The organism is Sporosarcina sp. P12(2017), from assembly GCF_002743035.1.
In the GTDB taxonomy this organism is placed as follows: domain Bacteria; phylum Bacillota; class Bacilli; order Bacillales_A; family Planococcaceae; genus Sporosarcina; species Sporosarcina ureae.
The window spans coordinates 88,121-114,869 of sequence record NZ_PDYL01000001.1; the positions used below are offsets into that span (position 1 = coordinate 88,121).

Sequence of the window (26,749 nt, forward strand, 5' to 3'; positions counted from 1 at the left end):
CTTTTTTCTGTGTGTCTCCACTCAGCTAACATGTCATAAATGTGACATAAATGCAGATACTGAAAATATTTATAGCGAAAAATGTCGATAAAGAAGGGTTTTTGGAAAACGTCTAGAATTTATGTATATAGAGTGGAAATGGTGATAGAATGACAAGAATATCTGACGAAACAATTGAGGAAATCCGTTCAGGAACCGATATTGTCGATTTGATCAGTGAATATGTCCAATTAGCAAAAAGAGGTAAAAATTGGTTTGGACTCTGTCCGTTCCACGAAGAAGGTAGCCCGTCTTTCTCTGTTTCCGAAGACAAGCAACTATTCCATTGTTTTGGTTGTGGAGCAAGCGGTAATGCCATTACGTTCATGATGGATATGGAAAATCGGTCTTTCATCGACTCAATCGTCAAACTAGGCAGCCGAATGGGATTGGAGTTGGAAAGTTCCCAAACAGATAACCAAGCGTCAACATCCTCATCAAACCATAAGATGCTGAAGGCCTATACACTGGCTGCTAATTTTTACAGCCATCTGCTCTTAAACACCATAGAAGGCGAAAAAGCATTAGAATATCTAGAAAAAAGAGGATTTACGCGTGACGAGATAGAACAGTATGAAATAGGATGGTCTCCTGTTCAGTCAGATGCCTTATCGGCACTGCTAAAGAGACAAGGTTTTGATATGAAGGAAATGGAAACGGCAGGGCTTTGTTTCCATAAGGAAGATGGCTCAGGTTATTTTGACCGTTTCAGGGGAAGGATCATGTTTCCGATTCAGGATGATAATGGTGCAACCATCGCATTCTCCGGCAGAAGGTTGGAGGATTCTTCTTCTGAGGCTAAATATATCAATAGTCCGGAAACTCCCGTCTTTGAAAAGAGTAAGGTTTTGTTTAATTTTCACCGTGCACGTCTTAATGTTCGAAAAACGGGTAAAGTAGTACTATTCGAAGGTTTCATGGACACGATTGCAGCAGATCGTGGCGGAATAGGAAATACGGTGGCTGTTATGGGTACTGCATTATCCGCGCATCATATCGTGAAATTAAAGCGAATGGCAAAAAAGATAGTCATTTGCTGTGATGGTGATTCAGCTGGCTGGGGGGCTGCCAAACGATTTGCCGACCAACTAATGGATAGCGGAATGGATGTACTGGTTGCCACTTTACCTGATAAAATGGACCCTGATGACTATATCGGTCAACATGGTTCAGATGTATTTTCAGAAAAGGTGCTTGATCAAGCGCTATCATATATTTCTTTTGTAGCAGCCTACTATAGAAGAGATAAGAATTTATCCGTTGATCATGACATCAAGCAATACGTACACGAAGTATTTGATGAACTGGCTCACCGTTGTTCTCCTATTGAGAAAGACTTATTGATCCAGCAACTCCACAATGAAACACAGGCTTCAAAAGAATCACTTGGACAAGAATTCACCAAGTCGATTGCGAAAAAGGCGAAACAATCGCGAGATACAAGTCCTGAAGAAAGCAGAACTGTGCATGTTACAAGAGCTCCGGCGAATCGTGCAGAAACAGATCGTGCGGAACAATTACTTCTTGCGCATCTGCTGATGGACGCAGATCTATTCGAAGAAAAACGGCTGGAACTTCAAGATTTATTTGTAAGAGATGACGTCATCAAAATATTCTTTAAGTTAGCAGCGTTTTATGAGCAATATGATTTGCCAAACTATCAGCGGTTTGCAGAAACGTTGGAAGACCGGCAACTGAAAAAAGTAGTCATGGAAGCCATCTTAACTGAACGTTCACAGGAGCATACCACACAAGAAGTAAATGACTGTATCCGTCATTTAAAAAGAAATCAAATTAAACGTCTAATTGATCAAAAGCGATACGAATCAAAAGAAGCAGAAAAAAGGAACGACCTACTAAAAGCAATGGAGTTGGCCTCGGAAGTAATCCAGCTTGTGAGATCGTTAAAGGTTCTGTAAGGAGGTATAGTCACTATGACAAAAGAAGAACAAACGGGAGAAGTAGAATTGACTCTTGAAGAAGCAAAAGCGGCTATTATTGAAGCGGGTAAAAAAGCAGGTGAGCTAACACTAGAGGATGTAACGGAAAAACTGGCATCCTTTGAAATGGAGCCTGAGCAATTCGAAGAGTTTCTTGACCAGATAGAAGCACAAGAAATTGAAATGGACAGAAAAGAAGAAGCTGATCCCAAGGCTGAAAAAGAAGAACAATTTGATTTAAATGACTTAAGTGTACCGCCAGGCGTCAGAATCAACGATCCCGTCCGTATGTATTTGAAAGAAATTGGACGAGTGGATTTATTGACGGGTAAAGAAGAAGTAGATTTGGCGATCCGTATTATTGATGGTTTAGCTTCTGAAGCTATCCTTGAAGAAACAGGGGAAATGACACCTGAAATAGAAACAAGTATTATACGTGGTGAGAATGCCAAAAAGAAATTGGCTGAAGCGAACTTACGTTTAGTTGTCAGTATCGCGAAACGCTATGTCGGTCGCGGCATGCTATTCTTAGATTTGATCCAAGAAGGAAATATGGGTCTTATTAAAGCTGTTGAGAAATTTGACCATACGAAGGGCTTTAAATTCAGTACGTACGCAACTTGGTGGATCCGTCAGGCAATCACCCGTGCAATCGCAGACCAGGCACGTACGATCCGTATTCCTGTGCATATGGTGGAAACGATTAATAAACTGATCCGTGTCCAACGTCAATTACTCCAAGATTTAGGACGAGAGCCTTCACCTGAAGAAATTGGAGAAGAAATGGACTTGACTCCAGAAAAAGTTCGTGAAATCTTGAAGATAGCTCAAGAGCCGGTATCATTGGAAACGCCAATTGGTGAAGAAGATGACTCTCATCTAGGCGATTTTATCGAAGACTCGGAAGCACAGTCTCCTTCAGACCATGCAGCTTATGAATTGTTGAAGGAACAGCTTGAAGACGTGTTAGATACGTTAACAGATCGTGAAGAAAATGTATTACGTTTACGCTTTGGTTTAGATGATGGCCGTACGCGTACGCTTGAAGAAGTGGGCAAAGTATTTGGTGTTACGCGTGAGCGTATCCGTCAAATCGAGGCAAAGGCACTTAGAAAGTTACGTCACCCATCACGCAGCAAACGTCTCAAAGACTTCTTAGAATAATAAGTGCATCGGCTTGATATAGCCGATGCTTTTTATTCTTTAGTGAAAAAAAGAAGATTGATACTATTGGAGGAGAAAGGATGGCTATAGATAAGAAACAGATCATCATTTCTGAAATCCGGTATTGGAAAGCCAATAAACTTCTTCCAGAACATTATTGCGATTTCCTGATTACCTTGTATGCACAAGGAGAAGACCCCGATGAAGTGGCAGAGCAAGAATCGTCCACACTTCAAATTGAACGCAAAAAGTTACGAACCAAACAATTGATGATTTTGCTCATCAGCTTATTGCTTGCAGGCGTAGTGTCAATTTCGATGTTTGTACTGACGGAATATCCAGTTGCTACAATGACTGTTGCTGCTGCATTGGCTATGATTTTTCTAACGCTCGTTTCTGGAAAAACGTTTATCAAGAAAGGTTTTGCACCATTCCTCTACATATCGATGGCATTTCTTTTATTGATGATGTCATTGAAGATTTGGACTGCATTTTTTGATGGAGACACGACTTTACTGATCGGCCTTCTCGTATTAAATTGCGGTTTATGGTTATTTACTGGAAGAGTACTAAAGTTATTATACTTTACTATTTCGGGCTCACTAGGTCTATTGACAGTAGTCGCATTTTTAATATTATCTATATAATCGGACGGAATGCAATGAATGTATTGCTATATTCCGTCCGTTTTCTATATACTACTATGTAAGGGCTTACACTTTGATCGGAAATAGAATCGTATAAGTGGAGAGAGGATGATCAGAATGAATTTTGATTTAACTCAAGAACAGCATATGGTGAAAAAGCTGATGAGAGACTTTGCACATGAGGAAGTAGCGCCAGGTGCAGTCGATCGTGATCGCTCGGGAGAGTTTCCAGTGGAGATTTTTAAAAAGCTTTCCAAAATGGGCATGATGGGCTTACCATTTCCCGAGAAATACGGTGGGGGTGAAGCCGACACGATCAGTTTTGCCATTGTCACGGAAGAATTAAGCCGTGCATGTGCCTCGACGGGTATTACGTATTCTGCGCATATTTCACTAGGTGGTGCTCCTCTACACTTATTCGGAACAGAGGAGCAAAAACAGAAGTATTTAACACCGATCTGTACAGGCGAATCATTTGGTGCTTTCGGTTTGACAGAGCCTAATGCCGGTTCTGACGCTGGCGGAACAGAGACGTCTGCCGTGCTTTCTGACGGTCAGTATACGATCAATGGATCAAAGGTTTATATCACCAATGCAAGCTACGCTAAACACCTAGCATTGACTGCTGTGACGGGTCGTAAAGACGGCAAGAAAGAAATTAGCGCAATTATCGTTCCAACAGATTCGAAAGGCTTTAAAATTATCGATAACTATGAAAAGATGGGCTTGCATGCTTCCAATACTACAGAACTATTGCTTGAAGATGTAGTAGTTCCAGAAGAGAATCTGCTTGGTGAGAGTGGTAAAGGGTTCCAGCAATTTCTTGTAACACTTGACGGCGGTCGTATTGGTATCGGTGCGATGGCAGTAGGTATTGCACAGGCAGCTTACGAGCGCGCTTTGAAGTATTCAAAAGAACGCAAGCAATTTGGAAAGACTTTATCCTCTTTCCAAATTACGCAATTCAAACTTGCGGATATGGCGATGAAGATCGAACTTGCACGGACTATGGTGTATAAAGCAGCATGGCTGAAAGACCAAGGCAGAAAGTTTACAAAGGAAGCCTCGATGTGTAAATTATATGCTTCCGAAATTGCGATGGAAGTTGCCAATGAAGCGATCCAAATACACGGTGGTTATGGCTATATGCGCGAATACGAAGTAGAGCGTTACTTACGTGATGCCAAGCTCCTTGAAATTGGAGAAGGCACTTCTGAAGTACAGCGGATGGTCATCGCTAGACAACTTGGTTGCTGACCTGCGAATTATGGCGATTCTGTCACAAAAGACGAAAAGTCACCCAATAACACTTTCAGTTTTGTTATAGATACAGTACAATGTTAATTGTATACTGTATCTTTTACAGAATAGATTCTGGTGAAGGAGGGTAATCCAATGAATAAAAATCCTGTTGTACCATTTTTTCTAATTTTCGCGCTCGGAATTGGACTGATTTTCTTCATGTCACTTTATGGCCTAGATCAAAAAGAGGAAATTGCTGGAGCTAACGAAGAAGGCACTGAGCAAGGAACTGAAGAAGAAAGTGCAAACACTGGCGAATTTGATGCTGAAGCTGTTGCTCAGCAGAAGTGTATTAGTTGTCACGGGGATGGCTTGGCTGGCGGAATGGGGCCTGCTCTAAATAGCTCACTTGACGCAGATGAAGTACATGATGCAATTAAAAACGGTGTAGCTGGAACTGCAATGCCAGCTGGACTAGTTCCAGATGAGAACATAGATGAAATGGTTGATTACATTTTATCATTAGACTGATTGTCTACTTAATTTAAAGAGCCAGTAAACCAGAGTAACTCTCGGTTTACTGGCTCTTTTGCATTGCATGAAATGAGTAGCGAATATACAATAGATAAGAATGAAAGGCGGGGAACCATGAATACCAATCAATTATCGGAACGTCTGGCGATGGTGGCCAGTTTTGTTCCAAAGAATACTGTGCTTGCGGATATTGGTAGTGATCATGCCTATCTACCGTGCTATTTAATGAACAAAGGAAAGATACGTAAAGCCATTGCAGGAGAAGTCGTGACAGGTCCCTATGAAGCGGCGACACGCAATGTAGAATTGAATGGTTTTGCGGACCGTATTGAAGTGCGCCTAGCAAACGGCTTGCAGGCGATAGAAGGCGCTGACAACGTCGAGACCGTAACGATCGCAGGAATGGGCGGTACATTGATTACCTCAATTCTAGGAGCGGGCAAGGACCGTCTGACACATGTACAGCGAATCATTTTACAACCCAATCTGCACGCGATCGCGATCAGGAAATGGGCTGTAGCGAATGGGCTTTGCATTGTAGACGAAGAGATTTTGCTAGAAGACAGTAAAATTTATGAAGTTCTTGTACTAGAAAGAGGATCGGCTGATTACTCAAAAACGGATTTACTTGTCGGACCGGTTTTACGCCGTAAACAATCTAACGTATTCCGAGCGAAGTGGGAGCGGGAGATGCTTGAATGGAAGCGTGTCATAAATGCTCTTGAACACGCAGAACAAACGGAAGAAATTAAGCGGAAAAGAGAAAATTTACAAGAAAATATGGAAATAGTCAGGAAGGTGTTAGCACATGAAGAAAAGTAATGGACATCAGATCATTGAGCTATTTGAAAAGTGGTCACCGAAACGGCTTGCATTTGAAGGGGATCCGGTTGGACTGCATATCGGTCAGTTGAATCGTCCTGTAGATAAAGTTCTTGTTACACTGGATGTCAACGAGCAAGTGATTGATGAAGCAATTGAAAATGGGGCAAGCCTAGTCATTGCACACCACCCTCCATTGTTCCGCCCTGTTAAATCTATTATGACGGATACACCACAAGGGAAAATGATTGAGAAATGTATTAAGCATAATATTGCGGTTTACGCTGCCCATACCAATCTTGATATTGCGGCAGGTGGTGTCAATGATATGTTGGCGGACCGTCTTGGCATACGGCAGACGGAACCGATCGATATTACAGATTCTGAACACTTGATGAAACTAGCAGTATTCTGTCCGTTAGAAGATGCGGATGCAGTACGTCAGAAATTGGCAAGTGCAGGAGCGGGCGCGATTGGTGATTACCAGGCATGTAGTTTCAGCTCACAAGGCACTGGTCGATTCACACCGGTTGCTGGAGCGAATCCGACAATCGGAGAAGTAGACCAGCCGACGCTGGTGGACGAAGAGCGAATTGAAGTCGTTTTCCCGGAAAGTCAGCAGGCTAAAGTCATTAAAGCGATGTTTGCCGCACATCCTTATGAAGAACCTGCATTTGATATAGTCAAGATGCAACAGAAAATCAATGAGCAAGGGATTGGACGTATCGGACAAATCGGCAAAGAGATGACGCTGAAGGAATTTGGACAACATGTGAAGGATGTATTCGGAGTTCCAGCTTTACGTTTTGTAGGTGATCCAGAGAAGAAAATCCATAAAGTGGCAGTTCTTGGTGGAGATGGAAATAAATATATTACGGCTGCCAAGAGAAAAGGAGCCGATGTACTCGTGACAGGAGACATGTATTATCATGTCGCGCAAGACGCGCAGGCGCTCGATCTTGCCATTGTGGACCCTGGTCATAATATCGAAAAAATTATGATTACTGGCGTTGCGAATAAAATGACAGACCTTTGTAAGGAAAATAAATTAGCGGTCGAATTTATTGGATCTACAGTCATTACAGAGCCATTTCAATTCCTATCATAAATAAAACCGTCGAGCGTACTCGACGGTTTTTCTATACTTAAGGTTCAATCCGGATCACAGGAGTTGGGTTCTTGACTTTCGGCAAGATTTTCTCGAGCTTGAACTTTCTTTCCGGATGATGTGTTGTAGGGTCTTCTTGATCAAATTCGTTCAGGAACGAAATAACTTCTCTAACGATTATAGTAGGTGTAGAAGCACCTGCTGTGACCGCTACCGTCTCAATGCCCATTAGCCATGCCGGATCGATTTCTGAGACGTCTGAGACGCGGTATGAAGGTGTGTTTGCAATTTCTACAGATACTTGCGTTAAACGGTTAGAGTTATTACTTTTCGGATCTCCAACAACAATCAATAACTCTGCTTCGCCTGCTTGTTCTGCTACAGCTTCTTGGCGGACTTGCGTAGCTAGACAAATTTCTTGGTGTACTTCGATGTGAGGGAATTTACGTTCCAACTCTTCCATGAGATGTGCAACGTCCCATTGACTCATCGTGGTTTGATTCGTAACCAGTAGTTTATCATTGGTGATCTCTAATTTATCAATGTCTTCAAGACGCTCAATTAAATGAACAGAATCCGGCGCCACACCGATTGCGCCCTCAGGTTCTGGGTGATGCTTCTTGCCGATATACAGAATATCATAGCCTTCTGCTACTTTTTCTTCAATTAAATAATGTGTAACAGAAACGTCTGGACATGTTGCATCTATTGCAACCAACCCTTTGTCTTTCGCTAATTGGCGAACTTCAGGAGAAACACCGTGTGCCGTGTAAATCACTGTTCCCTTATCCACTTTACGTAAGATTTCCAGACGGTTTTCTCCATCCAACGTAATAATTCCATCTTCTTCGAATGCGTCTGTGACGTGTTTGTTGTGGACGATCATGCCTAATATATAAATGGGTCTCGGCAGGGTAGGATCTAGCGCAGCATTCCTCGCAATGACCATCGCATCAACTACACCATAACAATAACCTCTTGGTGATATCTTGAGTACTTTCATTTATTCCACTCCACTCCTCTATTAACTTCTCTTTCATTATAGCGGAGATTCGTGAACGATTCAAAGAGTTCAGAAGGGAGGTTGGAAAATACGTGGTATAGATGGCTGATTAGTGGCTTGGGAAGGTGCGGATCTAGGTGTTTGCGGACTACTTGGTCGTGAAGCAGCAGAGGCTGTCGATGCGTCCGGCATAGATTGCACCCCTTTATATAATCTCCACATAGCAGGTATATTTTGGATAAGTGGTGCAAACTGCTGAACTAAAGGTGCGAATTGTTGAGCAGTATTGAAAAAACGATTAGCGGTTTGCATGTATTGATCAGCCCGTGAAGGACCAGTTTCTTGCATACCTGCCTGCTGTTGTGGAGCACCGCCACGCATTTCTCCTATGCCCCTGGAATTGCCCGGCATGCCCTGAGGAAAAGGCGTGGGCGCTCTGTATTGAACAGGCGGAGTTTCAGGTGTCATCCTAGACGGAGGTGGCTGATTACTAAACGGATAAAATGATTGATATCTCATCACGAACTCCTTTCTAATTTTTTAGTTGTTTCCCCTATATACTATGCGAAAAAAACCACTGATGGCACCGAATCATGGTACAATAAGAATTATCTAGAGGAGGAACGATATGTCTAAGTTTACTGATTACCAATTCAAACCGTTTTTGAGGGAAGCCATTCAAAAATTAGGGTTTGAAGAACCAACACCGATTCAAAAAGAAATGATTCCATTGATCATGAAAAACACAAGTGCTATTGGACAAGCCCATACAGGAACAGGGAAATCTCATAGTTTCCTAATTCCACTCGTTGAAAAACTTAAGCCGGAGCAGAACGAACTGCAAACGGTCATTACAGCACCGACACGTGAATTAGCTGTTCAGCTTCATGATGAATTGAAAAAGCTAATTGAAGGAACGGAGATCAAAAGTGCGATCTTGATTGGCGGTACAGATAAAAAACGCTCTGCTGAACGATTGAAGAGCACACCGCACATCATCGTCGGTACACCAGGACGTATCCAAGATCTGTCGGAAACCGGCGCATTACCGATCCACACAGCTTCTCAGCTTGTCATTGACGAAGCAGACCTTGCATTTGATATGGGCTTTATTGAAGATATTGATAAGTTTGCTTCAAGAATGCCGGAGAAGATCAGCATGTATGTATTCTCTGCAACGATTCCTGAGAAACTTAAGCCATTCTTGTCGAAGTATATGAACTCACCCGTTCATGTGCGGATGGATGATAAGAAACCGTTGACGGAGAATATGCGTTATTCATTGGTTCCTGTTAGAAGTATGGATAAAAATAAGAAACTCCTTCACGTGATGGATGCCCTACAGCCATATCTTGCGATTATCTTCATGAATACTAAGCAAAACGCTGATCGTCTAGCTACCTATTTGGCAGAACACGGCCATAAGCCTGGAAAAATCCACGGTGATTTAACACCACGAGAACGTACACGTGTTATGAAGCAAGTACGCGATCTAGAGTATCAATACATCGTGGCAACTGACTTGGCGGCAAGAGGGATCGATATTCCTGGTGTCAGTCACGTTATTAACTTTGAATTACCAGATGATCTCGAATTCTTCGTTCACCGCGTAGGACGTACTGCACGTGCAGGCATGCAAGGTCATGCGATTACGTTGTACGAACCGTCTGATGAAGATGCGATAAATCAAATTGAAAAGCTTGGTATTCCTTTCATTCACGAAGATGTCAAAAATGGTGAGTGGATTGAAGTAAAAGAGCGTCAAGCACGTAAGAAACGTGTACGTGAAGTGGATGAAATTGATAAAAAAGCGGATTCCTTTATTCGTAAGCCGGATAAAGTAAAGCCGGGTTACAAGAAAAAGATGGCAGAACAAAAAGAGAACTTTAAAAGAAGACAAAGGAGAATAAAGAAGAAATCATGACACAAGATGATATCCTTCTAGGTTCTCACGTATCCATGAGTGGTAAAAAGATGCTGCTTGGCTCAAGTGAAGAGGCTCTAAGCTATGGAGCCAATACATTCATGATCTATACGGGAGCACCTCAGAACACGAGACGTAAACCAATTGAAGAATTAAATATTGAAAGCGGTATACAGAGTATGGAGCAAAACGGTCAATCAAATCTTGTCATCCATGCGCCGTATATTATCAACCTTGCGAATACTACAAAGCCTGAAACGTTTCGTCTGGGCGTAGACTTTTTGCAACAAGAGATCCAGCGTACTGAAGCGCTTGGTGCCAACCAAATCGTCCTCCATCCGGGTGCACATGTGGGTGCTGGAGCAGAAACAGGCATCGACAAAATTATTGAAGGCTTAAATGAAGTGTTATCTGAAGACGCAAATGTTCGCATCGCACTTGAAACGATGGCTGGTAAAGGAACAGAATGTGGTAGAAGTTTTGACGAAATCGCGAAGATCATCGACGGTGTAAAGCATAACGAACGTTTATCCGTATGTTTTGATACATGCCACGTCCACGATGCAGGGTATGATATCGTCAATGACTTCTCAGGTGTCTTAGATCAATTTAACCATATTGTCGGACTGGATCGTATTTCTGTTATCCACGTTAACGACAGCAAAAACATTTGCGGCGCTGGAAAAGATCGCCACGAAAATATCGGCATGGGGCATATCGGCTTCGAACCGTTAGCTTATATCGTTCATCATCCGGCATTTAAAGAGGTTCCAAAAATTTTGGAAACACCATTTATCGGAACAGATAAAGCGAATAAAAAAGCACCTTATGCAGTAGAAATTGACATGTTAAAAAATCATCAATTCACTCCTGCTCGATTAGAAGAATTGAATAATTGAAAATGAAAAGCGTTGCATATTTGCAACGCTTTTTTATTGTAGTTTATACTGTTCCATATACAGCATAGTTTTCTCGTATCCAATGATTGATGTGATTTTTTCAATAAATACGGGAGGAATGCCTGTAAACAGCCAAGTGAATGAAACCTCATCAAGCAAAGGACGTAACTGCTGTACTTCTTTAATAGACAATTCCACACCGTAACTTGCCGCGTAATGAACAGCTTCTTGATCGGTCAGTTGTTTAATTTCCTGAATTAACTGAAGTAAATCCATCTTCATCAATTCCTCTCAATTGGTTGTATCCCTTCGCATCTTACTATATAATTCATAAAGTAATCGGAATGATTCCGAATTAAAGGAAGGGATATGTATATGACAAATTCCATTATTAACTTAGAGCATATTACGCATAAATTTAACCATTCCATTGCGCTATCTGATGTCAGTTTAGAAGTGAAACAAGGGGAGTTTTGGGCGTTAATCGGTCCAAACGGTTCGGGTAAATCTACATTATTAAAAATCATATTAGGATTGCTGAAACCGTCACAAGGCACGATTGAACTGTTTGGCGGGCCTATAGATTCGTTTAACCAACAGCAACGAATCGGTTACGTCTCTCAAAAGTCCAACGCATTTACGACGAAGTTTCCAGCTACGGTATTGGAAGTCGTGAAAAGCGGTTTAACGAGTAAAAAGGGACTGTTCAAACGGTTCAATAAAGAGGATGAACAGCGAGCTATCGACGCGTTGCATGTAGTGAAAATGGCAGACCGTAAAGATGAAAGTATAGGTGATCTGTCAGGAGGTCAGCAACAGCGAGTCTTTATTGCAAGAGCCCTCGTGAGTCACCCGGATTTGCTGATTATGGATGAGCCAACAGTGGGAATCGACAGACAAAATGTTGAATCCTTCTATTCTATGCTTAGCGAATTGAATCGTGAGTATGGAATAGCGATTTTACTCGTGACACATGAAATCGATGTCGTGACAAAGCTCGCAACTCATATCGCATGCTTGAATCGTTCCATCCATTTCCATGGAGTTCATGCAGATTATGAAAAAATGAGTGAGACGGAATTGTCGGGCTGGTACGGTCATCCTATTCGTCGGCTCCATCAAAAAGAAACGGAGCCGGTTAGATGATTGAAGCTATTTTCACATACGAGTTTTTACAAAATGCTGTATTATCTGGACTGATCATCGGCTTAATTGCACCGATGCTCGGATTGTTTATCGTGGTACGTCGTATGTCAATGATTTCAGATGCGCTCAGTCACGTAGCACTTGCAGGGATTGCGGGCAGTCTCTACTTAAGTCAGCAAGTATTGTTTTTTGCTGCGCTTAATCCAGTGTATTTAGGGATGGGTGCAGCGGTAGTCGGATCTTTATTAATCGAGCGATTGCGCAGAGTGTATAAAAGCTTTGAAGAACTGGCGATTCCGATTATTTTATCTGCTGGAATTGGCTTTGGGGCAATATTCATATCTCTTGCTAAAGGATTCGGTACAGATTTAGTTGGTTATTTATTTGGATCAGTATCTGCTGTGAGTCGGCAGGATTTATACATCGTAATTTTAATTGCTGTTATTGTGATCGCATTTATATATTTCTTATATAAAGAGTTATTTTCATTGGCGTTTGATCCAGAGTATGCGAGAGTATCGGGGATAAATGAACGCGTCATTCAGGCGTCATTTATGATTATCACAGCACTAGTCATTGGTGCATCTATGCGAATTGTTGGGATTTTGCTCGTGTCTTCGTTGATGACATTGCCTGTTGCAGCTGCTATTCAAGTGGCTAAAAGCTATAAGGGTGCACTAGTATACTCCATAATATTCGGAGAAATCGCCGTAGTTATCGGACTGATTTCTGCATATTACTTAGATATCGCGCCTGGAGGGACCATTGTAGTTACGTCGGTGTTTATTTTACTGTTAGTACTTTTTGTGAAAAAAGTACGGTCATGAGAAGCAGGAAAGGTGGCGTTTCAATATGTCGATAGATGAAGCATGGGATATTCTATTGAAATATGATTATAAACGGACAAAAAATCGAGAAATCTTATTACGGTTTTTTGATGAAGTGGATCGATATGTGACGGCTATGGAAGTTCGCATGGCAGTAGAGCGAGATAATCCGGGCATTAGTTTTGATACGATCTACCGGAATCTTGCGATGTTCTCAAAGCTTGGTATTTTAGATGAAACAGAACTGAACGGCGAGCGACTTTTCCGGATGCAATGTGCAACGGATCATCATCACCACCATTTCATTTGTACAGCGTGTGGTGGCACGAAATCCATTCCGATTTGCCCGATGGATAGTGTAACGGTCAATTTGTCAGAGTATGAAATAGAAGGGCATAAGTTTGAAATTTATGGCAGATGTCCGAAGTGTAAAGTAGGGTAGTTTAAATAAAAAAGGCGGTACATCATTTTGTTCATGATGTGCCGCCTTTTTTTATTGAACAGAATTCAAATGGAAGTAAATAATAAGATAGCCCCTAGTAGTGTTAGAAGAAGAAATACATACCGTATAAATTTTTCATTTGGAATACAACGTTGTATAAACATCCCGAGCCATGTTGCGAGTATTACAGTCGGGAAAGAGTACCCGTATAATATAAATACATCTTTTGACCATAGCCCTCCCAAAGCTTGTCCAGCAACTATAAATGTACCTGTAATAAGAAAATGGGCTTGCAAGGTTCCGCGAAAACGCTTAGGTTCCCAACGTCTTAACGTACCGTACACTACTACAGGCACACCGTGTGTATTATAAGCACTTCCTAGAACACCGGAGACAAATCCAACTGGCCATGACCAGAACTTCGCCTTCAGTCTTTCTGAAGTAGTAGTATGTTGTAATAGAATCTTGCCAAATGAATATGAACCATAAAGAATTAAAAAGACCCCGAGTGCAATAGTAATTAACGTATCAGGGAGTTTGACGACCAATACAATACCTACAGGGATTCCTGCTAAAGCACCTATGACTAAGCGAAGTAAAGCCTGACGGTCCGCATGACGCCATTCTGAAACTACTGTAAATAACGCCACCGTGAGTCCGACTAAGCCTATTAAAGAAATAGACGTGTGCAAGTCTACTGATAATAATGCGAGCAATGGCATACTGACAACTGCTTCACCGAAACCGAATGTGGCACGCGACAAAGCACCAATAAACACGGCAAGTATTACTAATACGATAAGATTGACAGACATGAACAAAAAACCTCGATATCTACTATTTTGTGTAATAATTGTCTACTACATTTTAACATACAAATCTAGTTCAAAGTAAGATGAAGATATACAAGAATACTACGAAAAAAAGAGCACCGCAATATGCGATGCTCTACCAATTACTTGCTCTTCATCATTTCCGTCTCATGAAACAGCTGTCTAACGTACTGATCAGCTTGTTTCCAATTCGCTACTCGTATGACGCCTTCAGGAATCGGATCCTGATTATAAGGAGTATCAAACAAGAACACCGGAATATCCAATTCTTCATGGATTCCTACCGCATTGTCATGCTTGTCCTCGAAAAATACATCTACGTTGAATTGCTTAGCTGCCTCAATTTTATGATGAGTGCCAATCAACTCTACGTGGTCATAAGGTATTTGTTGCTCATGGAACCAGTTCGTCGTACATTCCAAGACGTTGTTACCGCGTGCTGAAATATAGAATAACTCATACTGCTTTTTCCAGTTCGTTAGTACTTCTTTCGCAAACTGCTGCGCTGGGGAAGTCTGATAGATCAAATCTTCCGTTTCCTTGTACCATTGCCCAAACTGTATAGGATCTACATCAAACGCCTTCGTCAAGTCATACTCTTTAATATCATCGAGTGTCAGATTAGAACCGAAACGTTTATTGATATGAGGGAGAAGCGCTGTAGGACAGGTTACCGTTCCGTCAATGTCGATCCCGAAACGTATGTCCCTCATTCAGAAACGCTACCTTGTGCTGCAAGTGCTTCTTCTTGTCTCTTCTTCTCGAAATATTCCTCAGCCAAAATATCGATTTCTTTTTTCAATTCTTCGACCATTGTCTCTTCGGGAACTTTTCGTACAGTTTTACCATGCATGAAGAGCAATCCTTCACCTCGAGCACCAGCGATACCGATATCCGCTTCACGTGCTTCACCTGGGCCGTTTACCGCACAGCCAAGAACTGCTACTTTCAACGGTGCTTTAATGTTCGAGATATATTCTTCTACTTCATTGGCAATAGAAATTAAGTCGATTTCAATACGACCGCATGTTGGACAAGAAATTAATGTCGCAGCGTTAGATGATAAGCCGAACACTTTCAGTAACTCTTTCGCAACTTTGATTTCCTGAATTGGATCCGCACTTAACGATACGCGCAGCGTGTTACCGATACCTGCTGATAGAAGGGAACCAAGTCCTGCTGCACTTTTAATCGATCCCGCGAATAACGTACCAGATTCTGTAATACCTAAGTGCAATGGATAATCGAATGCTGCAGCTGCAAGCTTATACGCTTCGATCGCCAAGTTAACGTCAGATGCTTTAAGTGACACGATAATATCATGGAAATCCAAATCTTCAAGGATTTTGATATGATGCAATGCACTTTCAACCATACCTTCTGCAGTAGGGTAGCCGTACTTCTCTAGAATTTTTCTCTCTAGTGAACCTGCGTTGACACCGATACGAATTGGAATGCCTTTTGCTTTTGCTGCGTTAACAACAGCTTCTACTTTTTCTTTACGGCCGATATTACCCGGGTTGATACGGATTTTATCTGCACCTTGTTCTATTGCAATCAATGCTAATTTATAGTCAAAATGAATATCCACTACTAACGGAATATTGATTTGCTTTTTGATTTCACCAATCGAATACGCAGCACGCTCATCGGGACATGCTACACGTACGATTTGGCAGCCTGCATCCTCCAAGCGTTTAATTTCTGCAACTGTTGCTTCGACATCATGTGTTTTTGTCGTCGTCATGCTTTGCATAAACAGCTCATTGCTTCCCCCGATAGTTAAATTGCCAACTTTTACGGGACGGGTATTGGAACGATGAATCATTTCAGTCATTATGTCTCTCTCCTTCAAATGAGTAAATACCATCGTATATAGATGGAATATAAAGTTATCTTTTTTCGCCTTCTTCGCAAACAGATTCTATTTGTTCACCAATCGGCAGCTTAATTTGTTCGCCAGCTACAAATTGTTGGCGTTCGAGATGAGGGTTCATGGAATAAAATTGCTCCAACCTCTCAAGAAAGTTTTGTGTTGAATCTGGATATAATGCGAATAACGATTCTATTGTATCACCTTCAACCACTCGAATGGCAATTGAATGATTTGGCGTTTCCTCTATACAGGACGATTCATCTTCAAAAAAGGCTGCAAGAGGGATTGTCCCTTCCGTTAAATCCATTCGTACAAAATGAACTGTACAAAATACAGCAAGTGCGATCAGTAAAATTCTCATCATGCATCCCTCCTGCTCTACACTATGCAGACAAGAGGAAGTCTATTCATCGTGGTTGTTTTGGATAATAGACTGCTGCCCTCCACACGTAGAGAAGATGGACTAACGATGCGATCGACAGGCTATACGATTGGATAGAGGGAACAAATTCAAATGCCATCGTCAGCAAAATGGGTAATGTTGCAGCAATCGCTGCCGTTCGCCACATAAAACGGAATTCGCCTCGGCGATGCAATAGTTTCAATAGCAATACCCCTATGATAGCAAAAATACTGATGCGAATAAATAAATACGACGTAATAATGACCAATTGCAGGACAAATGCGATTGGATAGATCAAAAAGCCGATCGTTTCGCTGATTTCCGCTAATTCAGGAGATGACTGGAACAGTGTGTGATCGCCTATGACAAATTGCAAAAACGATACACCGGTGTAAAGAAAGATAAACACGAATATGTATTGAATGACTTTACCGATCGATAACAAGCGAAATGCCGCAAGTTTTTTCGGTTCATGTAAAGAAGCTTTGAAAAGTTGATGGAATTTCACTGAGCCGGCCTCCCTTTCTACATATAGTCTACCATTTTTTTAAAACATACTGCTTTGCAGAAATTTCGACATTCTTATGACATTTTATTGCCGCATTGTTAAGGTGATGTAAAGATTGCGGTAGGACACTTTACAATTGACGTATACAACTCTCATAATAGGTTGAAACTTCACGCGAATATCAAGAGGTGAAGGGCAGTTAGAAATCATACATAAAACGTTTGATGGAGGTTGACATTTAAATGGAAGTGAACTGGCAAGAAGTGGCATTCCAATTTCTTGGAGGCTTAGGAATTTTCCTATTCGCAATTAAGTACATGGGGGATGGATTGCAAAAGGCTGCAGGGGACAGACTTCGTGCGATCTTAGACCGTTTTACTACCAATCCATTTATGGGGATTCTTGTCGGTATTATCGTAACAGTGTTAATCCAGTCTAGTTCCGGAACAACTGTTATTACTGTTGGTCTGGTAAGTGCTGGTTTCATGACACTCCGTCAGGCAATCGGCGTCATTATGGGCGCCAATATCGGTACGACTGTGACTGCGTTTATTATTGGTCTAGACGTCGGTGCATATGCATTACCGATCATGGCATTAGGTGCCTTTTTAATTTTCTTCGTGCGTAAGGCCAAAATTAAAAACCTAGGAGAAGTCATCTTCGGTTTCGGTGGATTGTTCTTAGGACTTGAATTAATGAGTGACGGAATGAAGCCATTACGATCATTAGAAGCATTTGCTGATTTCACACTAGCAATGAGTGAACATTCATTGCTGGGTGTTGTAGCGGGAACAATCTTCACGCTAATCGTACAGAGCTCCAGTGCGACTGTCGGAATCTTGCAAGGACTATTCGCTGAAGACTTGGTTACAATGCAGGCTGCATTGCCGATTTTATTCGGTGATAACATCGGAACGACAATTACTGCAGTACTTGCGGCACTAGGGGCATCTGTTGCAGCAAGACGAGCGGCAGCTGTTCACGTACTATTCAATATAGTCGGTACCATTGTCTTTATGATCCTACTCATACCATTTACAGCGTATGTTGAATGGATGGCGAGTGTCTTGAATCTCGAAAGCAAGATGCAAATCGCATTTGCGCACGGTTCATTCAACATCGCCAATACCGTCCTACAATTTCCGTTCATCGGTGCTTGGGCATATCTCGTTACGAAGATGATACCGGGCGAGGATGTGACGATCGAGTATAAACCGAAACATCTCGACCGTCGCTTCATCACACAATCACCAGCTGTAGCGATAGGACAAGCCAAGGAAGAAATTGTCCGAATGGGTGATTTCAGTGTCCGAGGTCTTCAGGAATCGTTCGAGTATTTGAAGACAGGTCAGAAAAAATATGCGGAAACAGCGTATCAAATTGAAGATGCCATCAATAATCTCGACCGTAAAATTACAGATTACTTAGTAGAAGTATCTGTAGTCATCGTTTCGCCAGCTGAATCTGGACGGCACGTCTTATTGATGGATACTGTCCGGGATATCGAGCGAATTGGTGACCATTTTGAAAACATCATCGAGCTAATAGATTTACGTGAAACCAATAAATTGAAGCTGACAGATGATGCGATGGAAGATCTATCAGAAATGTTTACATTGACAATTGAAACCGTTCAAAAAGCGATTGAATCATTAGACTCAGACGATACAGATCTAGCGCGTGTCGTATCAGAGAAAGAAGATCTAATTGATAACATGGAACGCCGATTCCGTAAAAATCATATTGTCCGTTTGAATGAAGGACATTGTAGTGCACAAGCTGGCATGGTATTTGTCGATATCGTTTCGAACCTTGAGCGAATTGGTGACCATGCAGTAAACATTGCGGAAGCAATTTTAGGCAAGCACGTATAATGAAATAAGGAGTGACAGCTATGTTATGGATCGGTTGGACATTGGCAATTATCATGTTCGCGATCGCGTTTGTCGGATTGATCTACCCTGTCATTCCATCTGTTGTATTTATATTGGCGGGTTTCCTGCTTTATGGAGCGTTCGTTTCATTTGAGGAGTTAACGTGGTTGTTTTGGGTGATTCAAGTATTATTCGTTTTGTTATTGTTCGGAGCGGATACACTCGCTAATCTCGTCGGTGTTAAACGCTTCGGAGGCAGCAAAGCAGGTATGTGGGGAAGTACGATTGGACTGCTCATAGGTCCATTCGTCATTCCTGTCGTTGGTATTCTAGCTGGACCTTTTCTTGGTGCCATTATTGCAGAACTGATATTTACTCGTACAAGTATCAAACAGGCTTTCCGCACAGGAATCGGCTCTGTTGTTGGTTTTCTGACATCCGTTGTTGTAAAAGGTATTATTATGGTGGTCATGATTGTCATTTTTCTATTTTTTCTCCGTTAACAGTCCATTTTCTTTGAATGCTGACTCATATTTTGATAATGTGAAGAGGTAGGGCAAAACAGAGATAAATTAGAGGAGGAATGGAAAATGGCTTATACATTACCAGAACTACCATACGCATATGATGCGTTGGAGCCACACATCGACAAAGAAACGATGAACATCCATCACACGAAACACCACAACACGTACGTAACAAACGTAAACAATGCATTAGAAGGTCACGAAGAACTTCTTAATATGCCTGTTGACGAGTTAGTTGCAAACTTGGACAAGGTTCCAGAGGACAAGCGTACAGCAGTCCGCAATAACGGTGGTGGGCACTCTAACCACTCATTGTTCTGGACGATCCTTTCACCAAACGGTGGCGGCAACCCAACTGGAGAAGTTGCAGAAGCAATCGACAAGAAGTTCGGTAGCTTTGACGCTTTCAAAGAAGAGTTCGCTAAAGCTGCAACAACTCGCTTCGGTTCAGGTTGGGCTTGGCTTGTTGTAAACAACGGTGAAATTGAAGTAACATCAACTCCTAACCAAGACTCACCTTATATGGATGGTAAAACACCATTACTAGGTTTGGACGTTTGGGAGCATGCATACTACTTAAACTATCAAAACCGTCGTCCTGACTATATTTCAGCATTCTGGAACGTAGTAAACTGGGATGAAGTGGAAAAGCGTTACCAAGACAATAAGTAATTGAAACCTGACACACATCTAGTTCGTCTAGATGTGTGTTCTTTATTATTTTCATGCTATAATTCTTATACATAAACTTCCTAAGAAAGGAGATTCCTGTTGAAGAGAAACCAGAAAAAGACGGAGCCGCTAAAAACGAGTCAACGTCAACATATTGCATTTCGAATGAATTTTTTATTTGTAGCGATTTTTGTCCTTTTTTCCTTACTTATATTCCGTTTAGGTTATATGCAAATCGTCAAGGGAGAAGATTATGCACGCAGTCTTGAACGAACCGAGGAGATTGCGGTCAACACGAGCACGCCGCGTGGAAGAATCTTCGATCGCTCGGGAAAAGTGCTCATAGACAATGAAGCGAAAAATGCTATCACGTATACGAAAACATCTTCCACGACGACGAAAGAAATGCTTGCGCTGGCAAGAAAAATTGCCAAGTTGATTGATCAGGATACACAACGTGTCACAATGGGCGACAAACGAGATTTTTGGATTTTATTGAACCCTGTTAAAGCAGCAGAGAAAGTACCTAAGAAAGAGCAAGCAGAGCTCAGTAAAGATGACAATAAATCTCAAAAAGATATCCAACGAGAGATTAACCAGCTGACGCGTGACCGAATCACGGACGAAGAACTAGCTACATTGTCAGCGGAAGATGTTGAAGTACTCGCAATTTATCGAGAAATGATGGCAGGTTATGCCTACTCACCACAAATTATCAAAAGCGATGGCGTGACCGATCAAGAACTTGCTGTTGTGTCTGAAAGGTTGGATCAACTGCCGGGCGTCAATACGACTACGGACTGGGATCGGGTCAAGAAATCCGATAGTGCGATTCTAGGATCTACAACGAGTCCGGTAGAAGGAATTCCGCGTTCTCACATAAACTATTTTCTAGCGAGAGATTATTCGCGTAATGATCGCGTCGGACGAAGTTATTTGGAATTGTATTATGAAGACTTACTAAAAGGTCAAAAAACGATAGTGAAAAATATCAAAGACCGCACAGGAAAAGTCGTTGAAACAAAAACGGTGAAAGAAGGAAAGCCAGGTAAAGATCTGGTCTTGACTACGGATACCGAATTGCAGAAGGCGCTTGAAGATGTTGTATCCAATAAATTATTGCGCTTAAAACAAGGTCCGAATACAAGTGCGTTAGAATCAGCGTTCCTTGTCATGCTAGACCCGAATAACGGAGAAATATTGTCACTTGTCGGTAAGAAAGTAGTAAAGGACGAATCGACAGGGCGATGGACGATACAAGATTACACATATGGTACGTTTACTTCAGCGTATGAAGTCGGATCCACCGTGAAATTGGCGACGATGCTTACAGGTTATAATGAAGGAGCTGCAAGAATCGGTGAGGTGAAAATTGACCAACCGATCAATATTGGTGGCAGATACAAACGGTCATTGTTTAATCCAAATGGTCGAGTGGCATTAAACGATATTGCCGCTATCGGTCGGTCGTCTAACGTATATATGTTCCGCATTGCAATGGGATTAGGAAAAGCAACATACCGACCAGGTCAAGGATTACCAATTGACAAGAAAGCCTTTGATACATTCCGAGAGAACTTTGCGGCATTTGGATTGGGTGTTAAAACAGGAATTGATTTACCAGGTGAATATACTGGGGTAACCGGTACTGAAACAATCCCCGGAAAACTTCTTGACTTCTCGATTGGACAGTTTGATACGTATACTCCTTTGCAAATGGCACAATATGTTGCGACCATTGCAGCTGACGGTAATCGAATAGCACCGAAGATTTTAAAGGAAATCCGTGAACCTTCTCCAGACGGGGAGATACTTGGCGAACTAATTGAGGAAACACCTGTAAAAGTGTTGAATCACCTGAAAAACTCCCAAGCGGAAATCGATCAAGTAAAGAAAGGTATGCATTACGTATACTACGGCGCGAACGGTACAGCTTCTGGATTACTAGCGGGTGCGCCGTATACGGGAGCGGGAAAGACGGGTACCGCAGAATCGTTTTATTATACGGGTAATAAATCCAACCCTGTTATTCCGACAATCAACCTGTCTCATGTAGGGTACGCTCCAGCGGACAAACCGGAAGTTGCGTATTCAGTAATTGTCCCTTATATTTCGACGAATACAAAACGCTATCCATCCGCAACAGCAAGTGAAATCGCCAAAGAAGCACTGGATGTATATTTTGAACAGAAAAGGCAGAGAAACGCAAAAGCAGACGGTGCATCTCCGGATGTGAGAATACAGAAGTAAACAGGGTCAATCAAAATAAAAGACGAAAACCAATTGGTTTTCGTCTTTTATTTTATAAGTGTAAAAAGATTCTAGCAATCTCCGGAAAGCGCATATCAGAGCGTAATTCATATGTGCCGGTTTTGATTTTTCGAGTATATTCATTTTCCATTATATATAGTTCAAATGCTTCGGCATCTTGTATTAACTTTTCGTTTTCTAACTCCCGCGATAGTTCGGCGGGTGTAATGCCTGCTTTTACGGTAAAACTCTTTGTAACAATTTCATCCGCTTCATCTTCAGCTGGAATCGTTTCTTGTTCGGATTCCGGTTTACGAATAGATTCTCTCCGTGACAATGTCTGTGAAACTGCAAGTTCCTTTTTAAGGATAGCTATTTCTTCTTTAGAATCAGCCAATTGTTTTTGCAGCGCACCTTCAGATGTTTGCTGCTGTACAAAATACAAAATACCGCCGGCTATCAAACAACCAATACCTACAGCGCGCAATACTTCCTTGATCATGACAACCGCACTCCTTTAGAATGTAGCACTTCAGTTACTTCCTTTTCACTGAGTGAAGCGCGTTTTGCAATCTCGGGGATCGTATAGCCTTGCTTGTGAAGGGAGGTAATTTGATTAACAATAATTGCGTGTATTGGTTTTTGAGGTGCTACTGCAATGGGTTCTGGAGCAGGGGATGCGACCATCAATTCTTCTTCAAGCAATCGTACTCTCTTTTTTAGATTACTCGTTTCCTGATGGAGACTGATCGATACATTTTCCAACTCATCATCGATTGCACGAGTCTTATTTCCCACTAAAAATGAAAGAATGACAGCCAATACACCAATGCTGAGTAAGATTAAGGGGATATCCATACCGTTTCCCTCCAAAATAACTAGATTTTCCTTCATAATACCATAAGCATATGATGAATGATAATTGAATATTTTTTACTGTACAATGAATAAAACTATGGTATAATATATTAGTCGTATAGATCATGCTCATGTTTTACTTATATCTATAGCTATTGAGTGGGAGGGACAGTAATGCGCGTAAACGTAACACTCGCTTGTACAGAATGTGCAGAGCGTAATTATATTACTAAGAAAAACAAGCGTAACAATCCAGAACGTATTGAAATGATGAAATATTGCTCACGTGAAAAAAAGCAAACTTTGCACCGTGAAACGAAATAATCATTAAAACCAAAACCTGCTTCGGTTTTGGTTTTTTCTTACGGGAGGTAATACAGTGGAAAAGCAGCTTCTTCGAAAACAGGTTATACAGCAATTACATCAATTAACTCCATCTGATCACGAACGGAAATCAGCCATTATAAGAGATAAAGTTCTTGCTTCGGATGAATTTAAGCATGCAGAGACCATCGGAATCACATTATCCAGATTTCCGGAAGTGGACACGCATCGTTTGATAGAAACCGCCTGGCAAGCTGGAAAGCGAATTGCGATTCCACGATGTATTTCTTCTACGAGAGAAATGGATTTTCGTCTGATCAATTCATTTGATCAAACAGAAGTGGTTTATATGGATTTAAAAGAGCCGAAGATTGATCTGACAGAGCCTATAAAACCTGAAGACATAGACTTGCAAATTGTACCGGGTGTCGTGTATTCAGAGACTGGTTATCGTATTGGATTCGGTGGCGGTTACTACGATCGTTATTTGATAAATTTTCCATTTCAAACGATATCACTGGCATTTGACTGTCAAATCCGTCATAATATAGTTAGGGAGCCGCACGATGTTCCGGTGTCCTATATTTACACAGACGAACATATTATAGATTGTCAGAAAGCTCGTGAAGAAAATGAATGAATTTTATGACGTGATGAAATTGCTTAAACGTTTTGGTGTAATCATTTATACAGGCGATAAAAGACAGGACAGCATGGTGATGGAGTCCGAAGTCAAAGAACTGTATGACCATCAATTTATTGATCAACAAACATATATTCAAGCATTGCTTGTTTTGAGAAGAGAACAAACGAGCTAACAACTAGCTAACAATATACGAACTACTCATTCCTCGTCTCATGTGAAACTTTTCACGCAGTCAAACGTCAATATATATGATAACTATAAAACAGTATCTAAACGAAACGAAAGGAAGAGATGGAATGAGAAAATTTTCATGGCCTAAGCATTCCGTACTCATTATCGCTGTAATCGCAACTTGGTTGACTACCTACATAGGGTATTTCACCAGTTTCAATATGAAGATCGATAATGCTATGCAACAATTTATTCTACTAATTAATCCCCTGGCATTTCTATTATTTATTTACGGGGTAGCTTTATTTATTAAAAAGACGAAAACACGTAACCGATATATTTTAGCGGTTAGTTTTATTACTTCTTTTATCATGTTTGCCAATGCTGTGTTCTATCGTTTCTTTACGGACTTTATTACACTGCCTCTATTGTTCCAGACAAGTAACTTTGCAGATTTAAGTTCTTCTATTACTGAGAATTTGCGACTTCTTGATCTATTCTTTTTCTCTGACGCCTTGATTATTTTTATAGCCATTCGCTACTTTAAGCAAGGGCCAATTCAAGAGTCAAGCCGTAAAATGGGACGCAAAGTGTATTTCGCAGCAGCTGCTACGTTGATGATGTTCAACTTGGCTCTTGCTGAAGCGCAACGCCCACAGCTATTGACAAGAAGTTTTGACCGCGAATTACTCGTTAAAAACATTGGTACGTATAATTACCATTTATATGATCTATTCGTTCAATCCAAATCCCATGCACAACGTACATTTGCTGATGGAACGGAATTGACAGAAATAGAAAACTACGTCAAAGCTAACCATGCACAGCCGGATCCGAAAATGTTCGGTACAGCAAAAGGTAAAAACGTTATTATTGTTTCTCTTGAATCATTGCAGAACTTTGTTATTAACAATGACATGGATGGACATGAAATTACTCCATTCTTGAATGAATTAACAAACGATAAAGATACATTCTACTTTGACAACTTTTATCAGCAAACTGGATTAGGGAAAACGTCTGACTCCGAGTTTATTGTAGAGAACTCCTTATATGGACGTAACGGTAGTGCGGTATTCTTTACGCACAGCGGTAATACGTATAACTCGCTTTCTGAACGACTAGGCGAGAATGGGTATGCCACAAGTGTCATGCACGCCAACAGCAAGAGCTTCTGGAACCGCGATATTATGTACAAAGCGCTTAATGTCCAGAAGTTCTATGATGTAGATAGCTACACAATCGGTGAAGACGAAGCAGTCAACTGGGGAATGAAAGATATTCCGTTTTTCCATCAATCCGTTAATTTAATGAAAGATATTAAGCAACCATTTGCTACACGAATGATTACACTAACAAATCATCATCCATTTGATTTGGATGAACAGGATAAATTAATTCCTGAATACACATCAAATTCCAACACGTTGAATAAGTATTTCCAGACGGTTCGATATATGGACGAAGCGGTTAAGGAGTTCTTTGAAGACTTGAAAGAAAGTGGTTTGTATGAAGACTCGATCATCGTCATGTACGGAGACCATTATGGTATTTCCGAAAACCACAATAAAGCAATGGGTATGTACATGGATAAAGAAATTACACCATTCGATAATGCAGAACTTCAAAAAGTTCCATTGTTCATTCATATGCCAGGTTCTGGTGAAGGTAAGCAAATGCATGAGCTTGGCGGACAGATAGATATCCGTCCTACCATTCTTCACCTACTAGGAATTGATACGAAAGCGGATATGCAATTCGGTTCCGATTTATTCTCGCCAGATCATGAACCATTCGTCATTTTCCGTGACGGCCGTCTTATCACAGACAAAAATATTTACGCACATGAAGTTTGCTATGATATCGAAACAGGAGAACCATCGCTAGATAAAGCACAATGTGAGCCGTATGTTGAGCGTGCCAATACTGAATTAAATTATTCAGATACCATCATCAATGGTGACTTGCTTCGATTCAAAGAAAGACCAGTGGGCAGTCCTGAAATGAAAGAAAGTAAATAACTTGATGAGCTGCGCGGCTGCCTATGCCGTGCAGCTTTTTTTAACTAAA

The 26,749-nt window shown here is 41.3% G+C and carries 30 protein-coding genes; 20 read left to right on the plus strand and 10 right to left on the minus strand.

Going from position 1 to position 26,749, the window contains the following annotated elements; all coding sequences use genetic code 11:
• Positions 1-149: 149 nt before the first annotated feature.
• The 7 genes from dnaG (at position 150) to CSV80_RS00485 (ending at position 7,496) form a co-directional block, all read left to right on the plus strand.
• Entirely contained in the window at positions 150-1,958 is a 1,809-nt protein-coding gene (gene dnaG / locus CSV80_RS00455) for a DNA primase (protein ID WP_099669134.1), read from the plus strand.
• Positions 1,959-1,973: 15 nt separating this feature from the next.
• Positions 1,974-3,143 carry an RNA polymerase sigma factor RpoD gene (gene rpoD, locus CSV80_RS00460; RefSeq protein ID WP_099669135.1) on the plus strand — a complete coding sequence of 390 codons (1,170 nt, stop codon included), beginning with the start codon at positions 1,974-1,976 and terminating at the stop codon, positions 3,141-3,143.
• Between the two features lie 80 nt (positions 3,144-3,223).
• Positions 3,224-3,790, plus strand: coding sequence for a hypothetical protein (locus CSV80_RS00465; protein ID WP_099669136.1), 567 nt, complete (start codon positions 3,224-3,226; stop codon positions 3,788-3,790).
• Positions 3,791-3,907: 117 nt separating this feature from the next.
• On the plus strand, positions 3,908-5,047 hold the full coding sequence (locus CSV80_RS00470) for an acyl-CoA dehydrogenase family protein (RefSeq protein ID WP_099669303.1): 1,140 nt from the start codon (positions 3,908-3,910) through the stop codon (positions 5,045-5,047).
• Between the two features lie 138 nt (positions 5,048-5,185).
• The gene (gene cccA, locus CSV80_RS00475) at positions 5,186-5,563 is read left to right on the plus strand and encodes a cytochrome c550 (protein ID WP_199083902.1); all 378 of its coding nucleotides are present in this window, start codon (positions 5,186-5,188) and stop codon (positions 5,561-5,563) included.
• A gap of 117 nt (positions 5,564-5,680) precedes the next feature.
• On the plus strand, positions 5,681-6,388 hold the full coding sequence (locus CSV80_RS00480) for a tRNA (adenine(22)-N(1))-methyltransferase (RefSeq protein ID WP_099671848.1): 708 nt from the start codon (positions 5,681-5,683) through the stop codon (positions 6,386-6,388).
• A complete protein-coding gene (locus tag CSV80_RS00485) occupies positions 6,375-7,496 on the plus strand; it encodes a Nif3-like dinuclear metal center hexameric protein (protein ID WP_099669139.1) in 1,122 nt (373 codons plus the stop codon). Before CSV80_RS00480 ends, CSV80_RS00485 begins: the two co-directional genes overlap by 14 nt.
• Before the next feature lie 37 nt (positions 7,497-7,533).
• On the opposite strand, the gene CSV80_RS00490 is transcribed toward CSV80_RS00485, so the two are convergent.
• Positions 7,534-8,499, minus strand: coding sequence for a 4-hydroxy-3-methylbut-2-enyl diphosphate reductase (locus CSV80_RS00490; RefSeq protein WP_029054703.1), 966 nt, complete (start codon positions 8,497-8,499; stop codon positions 7,534-7,536).
• A 69-nt stretch (positions 8,500-8,568) separates the two neighbouring features.
• A complete protein-coding gene (gene vrrA / locus CSV80_RS00495; RefSeq protein ID WP_099669140.1) occupies positions 8,569-9,018 on the minus strand; it encodes a VrrA/YqfQ family protein in 450 nt (149 codons plus the stop codon).
• 109 nt (positions 9,019-9,127) lie between these two features.
• Between vrrA and CSV80_RS00500 the strand changes: the two genes are divergently transcribed.
• Complete coding sequence (locus CSV80_RS00500) at positions 9,128-10,423, plus strand: DEAD/DEAH box helicase (RefSeq protein WP_029054704.1); 1,296 nt, start codon at positions 9,128-9,130, stop codon at positions 10,421-10,423.
• On the plus strand, positions 10,420-11,322 hold the full coding sequence (locus CSV80_RS00505; RefSeq protein ID WP_099669141.1) for a deoxyribonuclease IV: 903 nt from the start codon (positions 10,420-10,422) through the stop codon (positions 11,320-11,322). The genes CSV80_RS00500 and CSV80_RS00505 overlap by 4 nt, the downstream gene beginning before the upstream one ends.
• Positions 11,323-11,355: 33 nt before the next feature.
• Here the strand turns inward: CSV80_RS00505 and CSV80_RS00510 are convergent, their stop codons facing one another.
• A complete protein-coding gene (locus tag CSV80_RS00510; RefSeq protein ID WP_099669142.1) occupies positions 11,356-11,598 on the minus strand; it encodes a hypothetical protein in 243 nt (80 codons plus the stop codon).
• A gap of 99 nt (positions 11,599-11,697) precedes the next feature.
• Here CSV80_RS00510 and CSV80_RS00515 point away from each other — a divergent pair, with 99 nt between their 5' ends.
• The 3 genes from CSV80_RS00515 to CSV80_RS00525 are packed head-to-tail and all read left to right on the plus strand — an operon-like array spanning position 11,698 to position 13,737.
• Positions 11,698-12,468, plus strand: a complete 771-nt coding sequence (locus CSV80_RS00515) for a metal ABC transporter ATP-binding protein (protein WP_029054707.1) — start codon at positions 11,698-11,700, stop codon at positions 12,466-12,468.
• Positions 12,465-13,295, plus strand: coding sequence for a metal ABC transporter permease (locus tag CSV80_RS00520; protein WP_099669143.1), 831 nt, complete (start codon positions 12,465-12,467; stop codon positions 13,293-13,295). Before CSV80_RS00515 ends, CSV80_RS00520 begins: the two co-directional genes overlap by 4 nt.
• Before the next feature lie 25 nt (positions 13,296-13,320).
• Positions 13,321-13,737, plus strand: coding sequence for a Fur family transcriptional regulator (locus tag CSV80_RS00525; protein WP_099669144.1), 417 nt, complete (start codon positions 13,321-13,323; stop codon positions 13,735-13,737).
• Positions 13,738-13,802: 65 nt separating this feature from the next.
• Here the strand turns inward: CSV80_RS00525 and CSV80_RS00530 are convergent, their stop codons facing one another.
• From CSV80_RS00530 to CSV80_RS00550, 5 genes are all read right to left on the minus strand, one after another.
• Positions 13,803-14,552, minus strand: a complete 750-nt coding sequence (locus tag CSV80_RS00530; RefSeq protein ID WP_099669145.1) for a sulfite exporter TauE/SafE family protein — start codon at positions 14,550-14,552, stop codon at positions 13,803-13,805.
• Positions 14,553-14,692: 140 nt separating this feature from the next.
• Positions 14,693-15,283: a 5' nucleotidase, NT5C type gene (locus tag CSV80_RS00535; RefSeq protein ID WP_099669146.1), complete on the minus strand. Its 591-nt coding sequence runs from the start codon at positions 15,281-15,283 to the stop codon at positions 14,693-14,695.
• Positions 15,280-16,407, minus strand: a complete 1,128-nt coding sequence (gene ispG / locus CSV80_RS00540) for a flavodoxin-dependent (E)-4-hydroxy-3-methylbut-2-enyl-diphosphate synthase (RefSeq protein ID WP_037562033.1) — start codon at positions 16,405-16,407, stop codon at positions 15,280-15,282. Before ispG ends, CSV80_RS00535 begins: the two co-directional genes overlap by 4 nt.
• Before the next feature lie 55 nt (positions 16,408-16,462).
• The gene (locus CSV80_RS00545) at positions 16,463-16,807 is read right to left on the minus strand and encodes a hypothetical protein (RefSeq protein WP_029054510.1); all 345 of its coding nucleotides are present in this window, start codon (positions 16,805-16,807) and stop codon (positions 16,463-16,465) included.
• A gap of 46 nt (positions 16,808-16,853) precedes the next feature.
• Complete coding sequence (locus CSV80_RS00550) at positions 16,854-17,357, minus strand: DUF1189 family protein (RefSeq protein WP_099669147.1); 504 nt, start codon at positions 17,355-17,357, stop codon at positions 16,854-16,856.
• A 242-nt stretch (positions 17,358-17,599) separates the two neighbouring features.
• Here CSV80_RS00550 and CSV80_RS00555 point away from each other — a divergent pair, with 242 nt between their 5' ends.
• From CSV80_RS00555 to CSV80_RS00570, 4 genes are all read left to right on the plus strand, one after another.
• Entirely contained in the window at positions 17,600-19,231 is a 1,632-nt protein-coding gene (locus CSV80_RS00555) for a Na/Pi cotransporter family protein (RefSeq protein WP_099669148.1), read from the plus strand.
• A 20-nt stretch (positions 19,232-19,251) separates the two neighbouring features.
• On the plus strand, positions 19,252-19,734 hold the full coding sequence (locus CSV80_RS00560; protein ID WP_029054513.1) for a DUF456 domain-containing protein: 483 nt from the start codon (positions 19,252-19,254) through the stop codon (positions 19,732-19,734).
• Positions 19,735-19,821: 87 nt separating this feature from the next.
• Positions 19,822-20,430: a superoxide dismutase gene (locus CSV80_RS00565; RefSeq protein WP_029054514.1), complete on the plus strand. Its 609-nt coding sequence runs from the start codon at positions 19,822-19,824 to the stop codon at positions 20,428-20,430.
• A 99-nt stretch (positions 20,431-20,529) separates the two neighbouring features.
• Positions 20,530-22,680 carry a peptidoglycan D,D-transpeptidase FtsI family protein gene (locus CSV80_RS00570; RefSeq protein WP_233201483.1) on the plus strand — a complete coding sequence of 717 codons (2,151 nt, stop codon included), beginning with the start codon at positions 20,530-20,532 and terminating at the stop codon, positions 22,678-22,680.
• 52 nt (positions 22,681-22,732) lie between these two features.
• Here CSV80_RS00570 and CSV80_RS00575 read toward each other — a convergent pair whose 3' ends face one another.
• Together CSV80_RS00575 and CSV80_RS00580 are read right to left on the minus strand one after the other, a co-directional pair.
• The gene (locus CSV80_RS00575; protein ID WP_099669149.1) at positions 22,733-23,182 is read right to left on the minus strand and encodes an endolytic transglycosylase MltG; all 450 of its coding nucleotides are present in this window, start codon (positions 23,180-23,182) and stop codon (positions 22,733-22,735) included.
• Positions 23,179-23,538 carry a hypothetical protein gene (locus CSV80_RS00580; protein WP_099669150.1) on the minus strand — a complete coding sequence of 120 codons (360 nt, stop codon included), beginning with the start codon at positions 23,536-23,538 and terminating at the stop codon, positions 23,179-23,181. Before CSV80_RS00580 ends, CSV80_RS00575 begins: the two co-directional genes overlap by 4 nt.
• Positions 23,539-23,712: 174 nt before the next feature.
• On the opposite strand from CSV80_RS00580, the gene rpmG reads away from it, so the two are divergent.
• The 4 genes from rpmG (at position 23,713) to CSV80_RS00600 (ending at position 26,700) form a co-directional block, all read left to right on the plus strand.
• Positions 23,713-23,862 carry a 50S ribosomal protein L33 gene (gene rpmG / locus CSV80_RS00585; RefSeq protein ID WP_029054517.1) on the plus strand — a complete coding sequence of 50 codons (150 nt, stop codon included), beginning with the start codon at positions 23,713-23,715 and terminating at the stop codon, positions 23,860-23,862.
• A gap of 55 nt (positions 23,863-23,917) precedes the next feature.
• The gene (locus CSV80_RS00590) at positions 23,918-24,502 is read left to right on the plus strand and encodes a 5-formyltetrahydrofolate cyclo-ligase (RefSeq protein ID WP_029054518.1); all 585 of its coding nucleotides are present in this window, start codon (positions 23,918-23,920) and stop codon (positions 24,500-24,502) included.
• On the plus strand, positions 24,495-24,680 hold the full coding sequence (locus CSV80_RS00595) for a YqgQ family protein (RefSeq protein WP_083030629.1): 186 nt from the start codon (positions 24,495-24,497) through the stop codon (positions 24,678-24,680). The genes CSV80_RS00590 and CSV80_RS00595 overlap by 8 nt, the downstream gene beginning before the upstream one ends.
• Before the next feature lie 124 nt (positions 24,681-24,804).
• The gene (locus CSV80_RS00600) at positions 24,805-26,700 is read left to right on the plus strand and encodes an LTA synthase family protein (protein ID WP_099669151.1); all 1,896 of its coding nucleotides are present in this window, start codon (positions 24,805-24,807) and stop codon (positions 26,698-26,700) included.
• Positions 26,701-26,749 lie beyond the last annotated feature (49 nt).

What these genes read in the sequence shown, in the direction of transcription:
- CSV80_RS00465 (WP_099669136.1), top strand. Translation starts at nt 3,224, where the DNA reads ATGGCTATAGATAAGAAACAGATCATCATTTCTGAAATCCGGTATTGG.
- rpoD (WP_099669135.1), top strand. Translation starts at nt 1,974, where the DNA reads ATGACAAAAGAAGAACAAACGGGAGAAGTAGAATTGACTCTTGAAGAA.
- CSV80_RS00560 (WP_029054513.1), top strand. Translation starts at nt 19,252, where the DNA reads ATGTTATGGATCGGTTGGACATTGGCAATTATCATGTTCGCGATCGCG.
- cccA (WP_199083902.1), top strand. Translation starts at nt 5,186, where the DNA reads ATGAATAAAAATCCTGTTGTACCATTTTTTCTAATTTTCGCGCTCGGA.
- CSV80_RS00575 (WP_099669149.1), bottom strand. Translation starts at nt 23,182, where the DNA reads ATGATCAAGGAAGTATTGCGCGCTGTAGGTATTGGTTGTTTGATAGCC.
- dnaG (WP_099669134.1), top strand. Translation starts at nt 150, where the DNA reads ATGACAAGAATATCTGACGAAACAATTGAGGAAATCCGTTCAGGAACC.
- CSV80_RS00525 (WP_099669144.1), top strand. Translation starts at nt 13,321, where the DNA reads ATGTCGATAGATGAAGCATGGGATATTCTATTGAAATATGATTATAAA.
- CSV80_RS00555 (WP_099669148.1), top strand. Translation starts at nt 17,600, where the DNA reads ATGGAAGTGAACTGGCAAGAAGTGGCATTCCAATTTCTTGGAGGCTTA.
- CSV80_RS00485 (WP_099669139.1), top strand. Translation starts at nt 6,375, where the DNA reads ATGAAGAAAAGTAATGGACATCAGATCATTGAGCTATTTGAAAAGTGG.
- ispG (WP_037562033.1), bottom strand. Translation starts at nt 16,407, where the DNA reads ATGACTGAAATGATTCATCGTTCCAATACCCGTCCCGTAAAAGTTGGC.
- CSV80_RS00500 (WP_029054704.1), top strand. Translation starts at nt 9,128, where the DNA reads ATGTCTAAGTTTACTGATTACCAATTCAAACCGTTTTTGAGGGAAGCC.
- CSV80_RS00535 (WP_099669146.1), bottom strand. Translation starts at nt 15,283, where the DNA reads ATGAGGGACATACGTTTCGGGATCGACATTGACGGAACGGTAACCTGT.
- CSV80_RS00530 (WP_099669145.1), bottom strand. Translation starts at nt 14,552, where the DNA reads ATGTCTGTCAATCTTATCGTATTAGTAATACTTGCCGTGTTTATTGGT.
- CSV80_RS00515 (WP_029054707.1), top strand. Translation starts at nt 11,698, where the DNA reads ATGACAAATTCCATTATTAACTTAGAGCATATTACGCATAAATTTAAC.
- CSV80_RS00595 (WP_083030629.1), top strand. Translation starts at nt 24,495, where the DNA reads ATGAATGAATTTTATGACGTGATGAAATTGCTTAAACGTTTTGGTGTA.
- CSV80_RS00490 (WP_029054703.1), bottom strand. Translation starts at nt 8,499, where the DNA reads ATGAAAGTACTCAAGATATCACCAAGAGGTTATTGTTATGGTGTAGTT.
- rpmG (WP_029054517.1), top strand. Translation starts at nt 23,713, where the DNA reads ATGCGCGTAAACGTAACACTCGCTTGTACAGAATGTGCAGAGCGTAAT.
- CSV80_RS00480 (WP_099671848.1), top strand. Translation starts at nt 5,681, where the DNA reads ATGAATACCAATCAATTATCGGAACGTCTGGCGATGGTGGCCAGTTTT.
- CSV80_RS00520 (WP_099669143.1), top strand. Translation starts at nt 12,465, where the DNA reads ATGATTGAAGCTATTTTCACATACGAGTTTTTACAAAATGCTGTATTA.
- CSV80_RS00510 (WP_099669142.1), bottom strand. Translation starts at nt 11,598, where the DNA reads ATGGATTTACTTCAGTTAATTCAGGAAATTAAACAACTGACCGATCAA.
- CSV80_RS00580 (WP_099669150.1), bottom strand. Translation starts at nt 23,538, where the DNA reads ATGGATATCCCCTTAATCTTACTCAGCATTGGTGTATTGGCTGTCATT.
- CSV80_RS00565 (WP_029054514.1), top strand. Translation starts at nt 19,822, where the DNA reads ATGGCTTATACATTACCAGAACTACCATACGCATATGATGCGTTGGAG.
- CSV80_RS00470 (WP_099669303.1), top strand. Translation starts at nt 3,908, where the DNA reads ATGAATTTTGATTTAACTCAAGAACAGCATATGGTGAAAAAGCTGATG.
- CSV80_RS00600 (WP_099669151.1), top strand. Translation starts at nt 24,805, where the DNA reads ATGAGAAAATTTTCATGGCCTAAGCATTCCGTACTCATTATCGCTGTA.
- CSV80_RS00505 (WP_099669141.1), top strand. Translation starts at nt 10,420, where the DNA reads ATGACACAAGATGATATCCTTCTAGGTTCTCACGTATCCATGAGTGGT.
- CSV80_RS00545 (WP_029054510.1), bottom strand. Translation starts at nt 16,807, where the DNA reads ATGAGAATTTTACTGATCGCACTTGCTGTATTTTGTACAGTTCATTTT.
- vrrA (WP_099669140.1), bottom strand. Translation starts at nt 9,018, where the DNA reads ATGAGATATCAATCATTTTATCCGTTTAGTAATCAGCCACCTCCGTCT.